General features: G+C 59.9%; 10 protein-coding genes. 7 read left to right on the forward strand and 3 right to left on the reverse strand.

The window, feature by feature from the left end:
• The first annotated feature begins 19 nt into the window (after window positions 1-19).
• From purM to C4J93_RS18865, 3 genes are read left to right on the forward strand one after another with little or no spacing between them, the layout of a single operon-like run.
• Window positions 20-1,078: a phosphoribosylformylglycinamidine cyclo-ligase gene (gene purM / locus C4J93_RS18855; protein WP_124363831.1), complete on the forward strand. Its 1,059-nt coding sequence runs from the start codon at window positions 20-22 to the stop codon at window positions 1,076-1,078.
• Window positions 1,078-1,728, forward strand: coding sequence for a phosphoribosylglycinamide formyltransferase (gene purN, locus C4J93_RS18860; protein ID WP_124430188.1), 651 nt, complete (start codon window positions 1,078-1,080; stop codon window positions 1,726-1,728). The genes purM and purN overlap by 1 nt, the downstream gene beginning before the upstream one ends.
• A gap of 8 nt (window positions 1,729-1,736) precedes the next feature.
• Window positions 1,737-2,450: a DUF3108 domain-containing protein gene (locus C4J93_RS18865; RefSeq protein WP_124363833.1), complete on the forward strand. Its 714-nt coding sequence runs from the start codon at window positions 1,737-1,739 to the stop codon at window positions 2,448-2,450.
• 133 nt (window positions 2,451-2,583) lie between these two features.
• Here the strand turns inward: C4J93_RS18865 and C4J93_RS18870 are convergent, their stop codons facing one another.
• A complete protein-coding gene (locus tag C4J93_RS18870) occupies window positions 2,584-3,732 on the reverse strand; it encodes a DDE-type integrase/transposase/recombinase (protein ID WP_124429366.1) in 1,149 nt (382 codons plus the stop codon).
• A 355-nt stretch (window positions 3,733-4,087) separates the two neighbouring features.
• Here C4J93_RS18870 and C4J93_RS18875 point away from each other — a divergent pair, with 355 nt between their 5' ends.
• From C4J93_RS18875 to C4J93_RS18890, 4 genes are all read left to right on the forward strand, one after another.
• Complete coding sequence (locus C4J93_RS18875; protein WP_124363834.1) at window positions 4,088-4,276, forward strand: hypothetical protein; 189 nt, start codon at window positions 4,088-4,090, stop codon at window positions 4,274-4,276.
• 219 nt (window positions 4,277-4,495) lie between these two features.
• Window positions 4,496-6,421 (forward strand): IucA/IucC family siderophore biosynthesis protein, encoded by a 1,926-nt coding sequence (locus tag C4J93_RS18880; RefSeq protein WP_124430189.1) that lies wholly within the window; start codon window positions 4,496-4,498, stop codon window positions 6,419-6,421.
• Complete coding sequence (locus C4J93_RS18885) at window positions 6,411-7,637, forward strand: MFS transporter (RefSeq protein WP_124430190.1); 1,227 nt, start codon at window positions 6,411-6,413, stop codon at window positions 7,635-7,637. The genes C4J93_RS18880 and C4J93_RS18885 overlap by 11 nt, the downstream gene beginning before the upstream one ends.
• Window positions 7,634-9,748 (forward strand): TonB-dependent receptor, encoded by a 2,115-nt coding sequence (locus C4J93_RS18890; protein ID WP_124430191.1) that lies wholly within the window; start codon window positions 7,634-7,636, stop codon window positions 9,746-9,748. The genes C4J93_RS18885 and C4J93_RS18890 overlap by 4 nt, the downstream gene beginning before the upstream one ends.
• 66 nt (window positions 9,749-9,814) lie before the next feature.
• On the opposite strand, the gene C4J93_RS18895 is transcribed toward C4J93_RS18890, so the two are convergent.
• Entirely contained in the window at window positions 9,815-10,360 is a 546-nt protein-coding gene (locus tag C4J93_RS18895; RefSeq protein WP_014719402.1) for a DUF2058 domain-containing protein, read from the reverse strand.
• A gap of 25 nt (window positions 10,361-10,385) precedes the next feature.
• Entirely contained in the window at window positions 10,386-11,219 is an 834-nt protein-coding gene (gene mazG, locus C4J93_RS18900; protein ID WP_124365193.1) for a nucleoside triphosphate pyrophosphohydrolase, read from the reverse strand.
• Between the last annotated feature and the right edge of the window lie 73 nt (window positions 11,220-11,292).

Raw genomic sequence — 11,292 nt, forward strand, 5'->3', positions numbered from 1 at the left:
CCCCTTAAAGGCCTGGATCATGAGCAAGCAACCCTCCCTGAGCTACAAGGACGCCGGTGTAGACATCGACGCCGGTGAAGCATTGGTCGAACGCATCAAGAGCGTCGCCAAGCGCACTGCGCGCCCCGAAGTCATGGGTGGCCTGGGCGGTTTTGGCGCCCTCTGCGAAATCCCGGCCGGCTACAAGCAGCCTGTACTGGTTTCCGGCACCGACGGCGTAGGCACCAAGCTGCGCCTGGCACTGAACCTGAACAAGCACGACAGCATCGGCATCGACCTGGTTGCCATGTGCGTCAACGACCTGGTGGTGTGCGGCGCCGAGCCGCTGTTCTTCCTCGACTACTACGCCACCGGCAAACTCAATGTCGAGACCGCGACCCAAGTGGTCACCGGTATCGGCGCCGGCTGCGAACTGTCGGGTTGCTCCCTGGTCGGCGGCGAAACCGCTGAAATGCCAGGCATGTACGAAGGCGAAGACTACGACCTGGCCGGTTTCTGCGTCGGCGTGGTGGAAAAATCCGAAATCATCGACGGCTCCAAAGTCGCTGCCGGCGACGCCTTGCTCGCCTTGCCATCGTCCGGCCCGCACTCCAACGGCTACTCGCTGATCCGCAAGATCATCGAAGTGTCCGGCGCCGATATCGAGAACATCCAGCTCGACGGCAAGCCACTGACCGACCTGCTGATGGCTCCGACGCGCATCTACGTCAAGCCGCTGCTCAAGCTGATCAAGGACACCGGCGCCGTCAAGGCCATGGCCCACATCACCGGCGGCGGCCTGCTGGACAACATCCCGCGCGTGCTGCCAAAAGGCGCCCAGGCGATTGTCGACGTGGCCAGCTGGCAGCGCCCTGCGGTCTTCGACTGGCTGCAAGAGAAAGGCAACGTCAACGAAACCGAAATGCACCGCGTGCTGAACTGCGGCGTGGGCATGGTCATCTGCGTGGCGCAGGAGCATGTTGAAACCGCGCTGAACGTACTGCGTGAAGCCGGCGAGCAGCCTTGGGTCATCGGCCAAATCGCCAGCGCTGCCGAAGGCGCGGCCCAGGTTGAACTGAAGAACCTTAAGGCGCATTGATGCCTGTCACCTGTGATGTCGTGGTGCTGCTTTCCGGCACCGGCAGTAATTTGCAGGCCCTGATCGACAGCACGCGCACCGGCGACAGCCCGGTGCGCATCGCTGCGGTGATTTCCAACCGCAGCGATGCCTACGGCCTGCAACGCGCCAGGGACGCGGGTATCGAGACCCGCTCGCTGGATCACAAGGCGTTCGACGGTCGCGAGGCCTTCGACCGCGCCTTGATCGAACTGATCGACGCCTTCAACCCCAAGCTCGTCGTACTTGCCGGCTTCATGCGCATCCTCAGCGCTGATTTCGTGCGGCATTACGAAGGGCGCCTGCTCAATATCCACCCTTCCCTGCTGCCCAAGTACAAAGGCCTGCACACCCATCAACGCGCCCTCGATGCCGGCGATCGCGAGCATGGCTGCAGCGTGCACTTTGTCACCGAGGAACTCGATGGCGGGCCTCTGGTCGTACAGGCAGTGGTTCCGGTAGAGTCGGATGACTCGGCGCAGACGCTTGCGCAACGGGTTCATACCCAGGAACACAGGATTTACCCGTTGGCTGTTCGCTGGTTTGCCGAGGGTCGGTTGATTCTTGGTGAACAGGGTGCATTATTGGATGGTCAGTTACTCGCGGCCAGCGGCCACTTGATTCGAACCTAGGAGATTTTATGCGTCGCGCCCTGCTCTTCGCTTTTGCGCTGTTCGCTCTGCCTGCCGTGCAAGCGGCGGACCTTCACCCCTTCTCCGTCAGCTACACCGCCGACTGGAAACAACTGCCCATGAGTGGTTCGGCTGAACGCAGCCTGACCAAGAACGGCGACGGCACCTGGACCTTGAACTTCAAGGCCTCGATGATGATCGCCAGCCTGACCGAAACCAGCGTGATCCTGTTCGACAAGGACACCCTGCAACCCAAGAGCTACAGCTTCGAGCGCGGCGGCTTGGGCAAGGCGAAGAAGATCAACCTGGATTTCGACCAGGCGACCAAGAAGATCACCGGCTTTGAAAACAAGGACCCGGTTAACGTCACCCTCGAAAGCGGCATGCTCGACAAGTCCACCTATCAACTCGCCCTTCAGCGCGATGTGGCTGCCGGCAAGAAAAGCATGAGCTACCGAGTGGCCGAAGGTACGGATGTGGATACCTATGACTTCCGCGTCATGGGCCCGGAAAAAGTCCAGACCAAGGTAGGCTCCATCGACGCGATCAAGGTTGAACGCGTGCGTGATCCATCCCAGAGCAAGCGCATCACACAGATGTGGTTTGCCAAGGACCAGGGCGGCATTCTGGTTGCCTTGCGCCAGGTTGAAACGGATGGCAAGGAATACAACATCATGCTGCAGGATGGCACCGTTGACGGCAAGGCTGTCAAAGGGAGCTGATTGCCCTGATGAGTTAAAAAGAGCCTCGCTGAATGCGGGGCTTTTTTTGCCTGGATTTTTTGCGTTGAAGTATCTACCGCCATCGGGGTGTAGAACCGTAGACATCGTTTACATCTGAAACCGGGGACATCGTTTACACATTTGAGGCTTGGACGCGGGTCATACCTCGCCCAAGCCTTCCCAGGGGATAATCACACAAGTACAAATCCCAAACATCATCCTCAGCCTCTTTAAGCCCTATCTGCTCCCCTGACAGCGCCTCGCTGATAAATACCAACTTGCCGTTCCACTTGATCGACCCGTCCTGTCTGACGCTTCGAACCTTCATTTCGGACGGATACTCCACATCCGGCAAGCATCCTGGGTAAATCCGGGTAGACGGCACATACACGTCCCCTGGACGCTTCATGCCGAGCGCTTCATGAGGGCGCACGTAATTGAACTCATGCCTGAAATGCTCCAGCAAAAGCTGCTGCTCGATTAAGTTTTCTCCTAAGGGCAGCTCCAGTTTCAAGCTACGGTGCATCCGCTCATGGCGACCATTTTGGGCCGGTCTTCCTGGCATGGTGCGCTCCGGATAGATGCCCAGACGTATCCACCAAACTGCCAGCGTGGACATTCTTGCCAGGCCAGGAGAGGCAAACGGAACACCGTTGTCCGACCGAATAACTTCGGGCATGCCGTACTCCTCAAACAGTCTCTCAAAGGCGTGTTTAACAGGTTCAGTCTTGATCTTTGAATGAGCCCTGCACGCCAAAATCATCCGGGACGCGTGGTCTGTGATGGTCAAAGGGAAGCACATCTGCGCGTTATGCATTTTGAATTGCCCTTTGTAGTCGGCGCACCATGTCTGGTTAGGTTCGTTGGCCTCGCGCATTGCTACAGGGGAAGTACCGTGTCTGCGCTTGAAGCGCCGCTTTTGGACGAGCCCAAGTCGATCAAGCCATTGGCCTGCTGTACTTGGGGAAGGCCAGGCGATGGAGGGATCTTCAAGTCGCAATAGCTCGAGAAGCTTCTTCGGACCCCATTTATCGTGCGCCTCCTTCATCGCCACCACACGGGCCAGGATTTCATCGTCGGTTTTATTGGGGCTGTTGTGAGGGCGTCGGGACAGTTCGGCTAAAGACTTTAAATCGCCATTGTGCCGGCCGATCCATTTGTCGACGGTAGGCCGACTTACGTTAAAGCGGCGCGCCAGCTGGCTTTTGGTGTAGTTACCAGAAAGCCAGTCAGCGACCAGTCTGATTCGTTGATTCATCGGAGACTCTTGGTTCCAGGGCATGATCAGTTACCTCCTGATCATGCGTATTAACCTGTAAACCATGTCCCCGGTTAGAAATGTAAACGATGTCCCCGGTTTGTACCGGGGCAAGCCCCCTCCCACACTTGGAATGCATTCCAAATGTGGGAGGGGGCTTGCTCCCGATGGCGCCAGTAGCCTGCCCCAAACATGAAACTTTTGTCATCTAACTCATGCCCCCAACACCAAACGCCACGGTTTACGCGGCCTGCAGGAATGTTGCGTTTCCTGCAATAAATTGTTGCGCGCAAAATCGGTTTACTTAGCAAGCTAACAAACCATATAACAAAGGCCTGCGACGACTTGCCGCAGATCAACCAGAGATTGGAGCAAGCAGATGACTGTAAAAGTAACTGAACGCGACGATGAACATATGTCCCATGAAGCGGTAGGCCACGGGATTCACATCTGGGATGTACATCAACAAGATTTGCTGGTCGGCATGTTTCACAATGAGAGCGATGCCCACAATTATAAAAACGAACTTGAATCGCTTGAAATGAGACGCCAGGCAGAAGGCTCCTGAAACCCTGACATCGCGTAGACGCCCCGGCCCACGCAGCCAGGCCGCCTACACACAGAAACCCCGCCTTTTTGAGCGGGGTTTTTCGTTTTATAAAGTGGCCGTTTTCCTCAGCATCCCTACGACGGTATAAAAACGTAACAACAAATAGACAATTGGTAATGATTCTCGATAGTATCGCTCCGCTTTTCACTCGGCCCCACGAAAACGGAGTTTGACTTCATGCATGGACACCTCACCACACCGGAACAATCGCTGCTTGGCCGCTGGGGTGAAGCGCTGGCTACGCGTCAATTCCAGGCCAGGCACATCACCCTTCAGACACTGGTCGCCACCTTGGCGCCCGCCTGCGAACGTAGTTTTCAACGCCTGATCCAGGCCCTGTTTCGTGAAGACCTGCTCGATCCCAACACCCTCAGCCATGACGAACACGACCACTGCTGGCTGGTGCTGCCCGACCAGAGCCGCCTGCGCTTTGAGCACCTGCGCCCCGGCCGCATGGCCAGCTGGGATTTGCGAGGCAAGGTCAGCGTCCTGCGGGTTGGGCAGCCTGAACAGACCATCCAGTTCCCGTCGCAGTTGCTGACCTTACTGAACACCCGCCTCGAATCGCCTGCCGCCCCAGAGGTCCTGGACCGCCTCAACACAGAGATCGACGACAGCTTCATCAACGATACCCTGTGCCTGGCCTTCCACGCGCAATGGACGCTTGAGCTGCACGCCTCGATGGACCCCGTGCATCAGCACAACCTGCTCAGCTACCTCAAGCACGCCCCAGAGGCTGGCAACCCAACGTCAGTGCTTGAGCAATGGGGCACGCTCGGCCATCCCTGGCACCCCAACTACAAGACCAAGCTGGGTTTGGCGACAGACCAGGTGATCGAATTCTCGCCTGAGTTCGAAGCGCGTTTCCCGGTATTGCTGTGTGCGCTGCACCGCCAGTACGCCCATGTCGAAAGCCTGGCCGGCACGGCGGATTACTGGCAGTGGTGGCAGGGCCACTTCTCGCAAGCGGCTCGCCAATTGACGGCGCACCTGACCGCACAGGGCCTTGAGGCCAGGGATTATTTGCCGCTGCCTGCCCACCCTTGGCAAGCTCGCCAGGAGCTACCGCAGCTGTTCGCCAATGAAATCGGCGACCAGCTGTTGGTGCTCACCGATATCGTTGCATTCACGGCCCACCCGACCATGTCGTTCCGCACCGTTTTGCCTGAGGGCCGCAGCGATGCGCCCATGGTCAAGCTTCCGGTTTCGCTGCGCCTGACCAGCGTGCAGCGCACGGTGTCGCCACGTTCGGCGCGTATGGGGCCGCGGATCAGCCATCTACTGCAGACCATCCTGGCCCGTGAGCCCGGGCTGCAGAACATCCTCAGCATCGTCCCCGAGCGCCTGGGCGTGCATTTCAAGCCACAGCCGGTGAATGACGAGCACTCCCGCCACCTGGCGGTGCTTTATCGCGACAACCCGCAGAGCCTGCTCCAAACCGGGGAAATGGCCGTCCCGGTGGGCAGCCTGTTTGCCACCGACCAGCATGGGCAGCCGTTGCTGAGGCAGTGGGTCCGCCTGAGCAAAGGCGCCGACGATACGCAGGCCCTCTGTGCATTTTTCAAAGACTACGCATCCATTGCCGTGCCGGCCCTGCTGGGTATGTACCTGCGTTATGGCGTGGCTTTCGAGGCCCATCAGCAGAATACCTTTATGGTCATGGATGCGGACGGGCAAGTCAGCCGCCTGCTGTTGCGCGATTTCGGCGATATCCGGATCGACCGCAAAACCTTGCATGCCCAGGGTCTGGATATCGAACTGCATGATCCGAAAATGACCTTGTACGACGATGCCGGTTTCGTGCGCGACAAGTTGCTGCACACAGTGTTCATGTGCCACTTGGGCGAGCTGGTATTGCTCGGCGCGCGCCACTTCGAGGTTCCCCAGGCGCTGTTGTGGGCTGAACTGTCAGCGCAGGTCAGCCAGTGCTTCGATGATGTGCGCAGCGAGGTCGACCCTCAGCGCTGGCTGACCGAACGTGCCGCGCTGCTGGAACAGGACTGGCCGGCCAAGTCGTTCATGCGCATGCGACTGATGGAAAGCCATGCCGATATCGTCGGGCGCCTGCCCAACCCGCTGAGTAGCGCCGCCAATGTCGGCTAACAGCACGGCGCTGCGCTTGCTGGTGGTGATTCAGCTGGTGTCGATGGGCGCCATGGAAATGAGCGGCCCTTTCTGGCCATTGCAAATCCAGAAATTGCTTGGCGCCGCCAACGCCCAGTACACCGGCCTGCTGTCTGCGCTGGTGTATGCCGGGCCGATGATGGCGGCGATGGTGCTCACGCCCATGTGGGGGCGCCTGGGTGATCGTACCGGGCACAAGCCGATGATCATCCGTGCGCTGCTGGCGCTGGCCGTGTGCCAGGCGCTGGCCGCCATCACCTACGATCCCTGGCTGCTGGTGGCGATCCGGGTGGCGCAGGGTGCGCTGGCCGGCTTTATCGCGGCCGCGCAGGCCTATGCGCTGGCCTACTGCGGCGATAGCGGTCGCGGGCATATCCTGGCGCGGCTGCAATCCGCCACCGCCGTGGGCTCCCTGGCCGGGCCGGTGTTGGGCGGCTGGCTGATGGACATATCCGGTTTCGCATTGCTGTGCTACAGCGCCACCGCAGTCTGCCTGTTGTGCGCAATAATCAGCGCCTTCTTACCCAACGACTCACCACGATCGAGACCCGCGCGCACATCTAAGCCCGCCGCACTCCCCAAAGGCTGGCTCGGCGCGATGCTGGGGATCATCGTCTTGATCCAAGCAGCCAAGATGATGCCGCAACCGTTCTACGCCTTATATGTTGCCGATGTTTTGCACGCGCCCGCGTGGCTGATCGGCGCCAGCTATGCCGCCAGCGCATTGACCCTGGCGCTGTCCGCGCCGTTGTGGGGCCGCCTGTTTGACCGACATCAACCTGCACACACGCTGCGCATCATTGAGTGGGTCACCTGGGCCTGCGCCTTCACACTGGCCTTCACGGCATTGGCGAATGAATGGTTTGGCTTCCTCGCCAGCCGGCTGCTGTGGGGCGTGTGGCAAGGCGCGCTGTTGCCCGTGGCCTACACGCTGATCGCCAACACCGTTGCACCCAGCCAGCAGGGGTTCGCCCTGGGCCTGGGCAACAGCGCCGCCAAGGCCGGCGCGTTGTGCGGCGCGCTGCTGGGTGGCATCGGCATGGCCATGGTGGGCCTGGCGCACAGCTTCTGGCTGGTCGCGCTGACGTATGCCCTGGCTGCGCTGGGCATCCGCGCCATTCGTTCGCTCACCCGAACACCTGAGACGTCCGTTTTTTCTGTCACTACTTCTAATAACTCAAAGGCAAGGTCATGAACACATCACAATGGGCCGTTCTGCTGCCCCTGCTCGGGTCGATCAGTGCGCCCGTCTGGGCCGATCAAACTGAAGAAACGCCGGCGACCAGCCTGCAACTACAGCCGACGGTGGTCTCGGCCACGCGCAGTGAAACCAGCATTGCGGCGATCCCGGGCTCGGTGCAGGTCATCAATGAAGAACAGATCCGCCAGCAGACCTCGGCAGGACGCCGGGTTGCCGATATTCTCGGGCAACTGGTCCCCGGCATCGCGCCCTCCAGCGGCGGCATGAGCAACTTCGGCCAGACGCTTCGCGGGCGCAATACGCTGATCCTGATCGATGGGGTTTCCCAGAACGCCACGCGTGACAACTTCCGCCAGCTCAATAGCGTGGCACCGGAAAGCATCGAGCGCATCGAAGTGATTTCCGGCGCCAGCAGCGTCTACGGCGCCGGCGCATCGGGCGGCATCATCAACATCATCACCAAGCGCAACAAGGGTGAAGACCTGGCCTTCAGCAGCAAGATCGGCATGACCGCCGGTGACAACCTCAGTCACAAAGGCTTTTCCTACCAGGCATTCCAGAGCGCAACAGGCCGCCAGGGCCCGCTGGACTGGTATGTGTCGGGCAACGCCGTGCAACGCAACGACCAGTTCGACGGTAACGGCAAGCGCATTCCCCAGGACACGTCCCAGGGCAGCAACATGGACACCGACACCTACGACCTGCAAGGTCGCTTCGGCTACGAGCTGGATGACGACAAAAAGCTCAGCCTGTCGCTGCAAGACTACAAAGACGAACAAGACACCCGCTACACCAAGAACCCACGCATCACCAGCGAGGCCGTCGCGGTGAAAGGCCTGGACCTGGACGACCAGCCGTCCACCCACAACCAGGCGGTCAACCTCAATTACGCCGACAAGGACTTCTACGGCCAGGGCTTGCAGGTCGAAAGTTACTGGCGCCGCGCCGATGCGCTGTTCTTCCCGGACTTGTCCCGGGGCCGAGCCGGGGTGTCGGACAACAACAGCGTGCAAGATGTGTACGGCCTGCGCGCCGCCATCGACACGCAAATGCCGGACATGGGACCGGCGACCGGCAACCTGGTCTGGGGGGCCGACTATGATCATGAAACCTCGCGCCAACGCGGCGACCAGTACCGCGTCAACGGCCTGACCTACACCAAGACCGGTACCACCTTCGAGCTGGGCCCGGACATCCAGACCACCACCAAGGCGATCTTCGGCCAGCTGTCCTATGACATCGGTGACTGGACGTTGCGCGGTGGCGTGCGCCGTGAATGGATCGAGAGCAAGGTCGACGACAGCATCGCCTATGGCGAAATCGTTCAGACCGGCAACCGCGCGACGCTGCCGGGCGGCACCCTCAAGTATGACGACACCCTCTACAACCTCGGCGCGGTGTACCACCTGAGTGAAAACCAGGATGTGTTCGCCAATTTCAGCCAGGGCTTTTCCCTGCCGGATATCCAGCGCTTCCTGCGTGACGTCAACAGCACGTACAACATTCAAGACCTCAATGCCCAGGCGTTGAAGGTCAACAGCTATGAACTGGGCTGGCGTGGCAACTGGGACAAGTGGCTGGCCAATGTCACGGCGTATGAAAACACCTCGGATGTGACGCAGTTCTATGATGCCAATGACCGTGTGCTACGCCTGATCAACCAGAAAGAACGCGTGCGCGGTATCGAAACCAGCCTGACGTATAACGTCACCGACCAGTGGTCGGTCGGCGGCACGTACGCCTATTCCAAAGGCGAGACCCAGCAGAACGGCAAGTGGATCGACCTGCCTGCCACCCGTATCTCCCCGGCCAAGACCACCGCGTTTGTCGGCTATGACCGTGGCGACTACAGCCTGCGCCTGCAGGGCATGCGCCTGGCCAACTATGACGCCGCGTTCAAGGACAACAACGGGCGTGATATCCAGGGCTACACGCTGGTAGACCTGCTGGGCTCGGTAAGGCTGCCGGTGGGTCGCCTCGAAGGTGCGGTGTACAACCTCACCAACCGCAACTACCAGAACATGTTCGCCCAGGCCAACGCCCGCGCGCCGTACCCGAATGCCGAAGGTCGTACCTTCAGCTTGAGCTACGCAGTGGATTGGTAACAGGCTGGCGCTGCACGCTATAAACACAAACCCCGCCTTTTGGCGGGGTTTGTTGTTTTCAGCGGTTTACCACATCAGGTCATCCGGGATCTGGTAGGCGGCGTACGGATCATCCTCATCCGGCACCTGGCTTTCGGTCAGGATATTGAGCTGCACGATACGCTCCGGCGCGCGCTCCTGGATCTTCAGCGCGGCTTCGCGCGGGATCACCTCGTAGCCGCCGCCGTGATGCACGATGGCCAGCGAGCCGTTGCTCAGCTTGTTACGCATCAGCGTGTTGACCGACAGGCGCTTGACCTTCTTGTCATCCACGAAGTTGTAGTAGTCCTCGGTGGTCAACTTGGGCAGGCGCGAGGTTTCGATCAATTGCTTGACCTGGGCCGTGCGGGCCTTGGCCTCTGCTTTTTCCTGCTGCTGACGGTTCAGCTCCTGGTCGCGCTTGACCTTCTCGGCGTGCGCCTCGGCCGCCAGGCGCGCCTGGGTGTCATCGACCTCGGCCTGCCCCTTGTGGACCAGCCGCTGCTGTTTCTGCTTCTCTTTGCCGACCTGTTTGGCCTGCTTTTGGTTGACCAGACCTGCTTTGAGCAACTGGTCGCGAAGGGAAAGGCTCATGGTGCGTACTCACTTAGGCAACTGCTCAACCGCAGCTGGAAACATTCTTTTCCTGGCGTTTGGCTTCGCCCCACAGGGCGTCCAACGTTTCGAGGGTGCAATCTTCTATGGGTTGATGCGTCTCGCGCAATGCCTGTTCGATAAATCGGAAACGCCGCTCGAACTTGGCATTGGCGCCACGCAACGCGGTTTCCGGGTCGACCTTGAGGTGACGGGCCAGGTTGACCGCCGCAAACAGCAGGTCACCGACTTCATCGGCGATGGCTGCCGAATCGTTATCGGCCATGGCTTCGAGCACTTCATCCAGCTCTTCGCGCACGTTATCCACCACCGGTAACGCCGACGGCCAGTCGAAACCCACCTGGCTGGCGCGCTTCTGCAGCTTGGCGGCACGGGACAGGGATGGCAAGGCAGTGGGCACGTCATCGAGCAGGGACAGTTGCTCGGGTGCGTCGGATTTTTCCGCGCGCTCCTCGGCCTTGATCTGCTCCCAGCGCTGCTTGACCTGCTCTTCGCTCAGTTGAGGAATATCCAGCGGTGCATACAGGTCGCCGGTCGGGAACACATGGGGATGACGACGGATCAGCTTGCGGGTGATGCTGTCGATCACCCCGGCAAATTCGAAGCGCCCTTCTTCCCGCGCCAACTGGCTGTAATACACCACCTGGAACAACAGGTCGCCCAACTCGCCTTGCAGATGATCGAAGTCGCCACGCTCGATGGCGTCGGCCACTTCATAGGCCTCTTCCAGGGTATGCGGCACGATGGTGGCGTAGGTTTGCTTGATGTCCCATGGGCAGCCGTATTGCGGGTCGCGCAGGCGGCTCATGAGGTGCAGCAGGTCTTCAAGTGAATACATCATCGTATTTCCAATCAGGTATGAACACCGCCGATCCAATGTGGGAGGGGGCTTGCCCCCTCCCACATTTTAA

It is taken from the genome of Pseudomonas sp. R2-37-08W, assembly GCF_003851705.1.
GTDB lineage: Bacteria > Pseudomonadota > Gammaproteobacteria > Pseudomonadales > Pseudomonadaceae > Aquipseudomonas.

Bases quoted from the DNA above. Each gene is read 5' to 3' on its own strand.
- purM (WP_124363831.1), top strand. From the start codon at position 20: ATGAGCAAGCAACCCTCCCTGAGCTACAAGGACGCCGGTGTAGACATC.
- purN (WP_124430188.1), top strand. From the start codon at position 1,078: ATGCCTGTCACCTGTGATGTCGTGGTGCTGCTTTCCGGCACCGGCAGT.
- C4J93_RS18865 (WP_124363833.1), top strand. From the start codon at position 1,737: ATGCGTCGCGCCCTGCTCTTCGCTTTTGCGCTGTTCGCTCTGCCTGCC.
- C4J93_RS18870 (WP_124429366.1), bottom strand. From the start codon at position 3,732: ATGCCCTGGAACCAAGAGTCTCCGATGAATCAACGAATCAGACTGGTC.
- C4J93_RS18875 (WP_124363834.1), top strand. From the start codon at position 4,088: ATGACTGTAAAAGTAACTGAACGCGACGATGAACATATGTCCCATGAA.
- C4J93_RS18880 (WP_124430189.1), top strand. From the start codon at position 4,496: ATGCATGGACACCTCACCACACCGGAACAATCGCTGCTTGGCCGCTGG.
- C4J93_RS18885 (WP_124430190.1), top strand. From the start codon at position 6,411: ATGTCGGCTAACAGCACGGCGCTGCGCTTGCTGGTGGTGATTCAGCTG.
- C4J93_RS18890 (WP_124430191.1), top strand. From the start codon at position 7,634: ATGAACACATCACAATGGGCCGTTCTGCTGCCCCTGCTCGGGTCGATC.
- C4J93_RS18895 (WP_014719402.1), bottom strand. From the start codon at position 10,360: ATGAGCCTTTCCCTTCGCGACCAGTTGCTCAAAGCAGGTCTGGTCAAC.
- mazG (WP_124365193.1), bottom strand. From the start codon at position 11,219: ATGTATTCACTTGAAGACCTGCTGCACCTCATGAGCCGCCTGCGCGAC.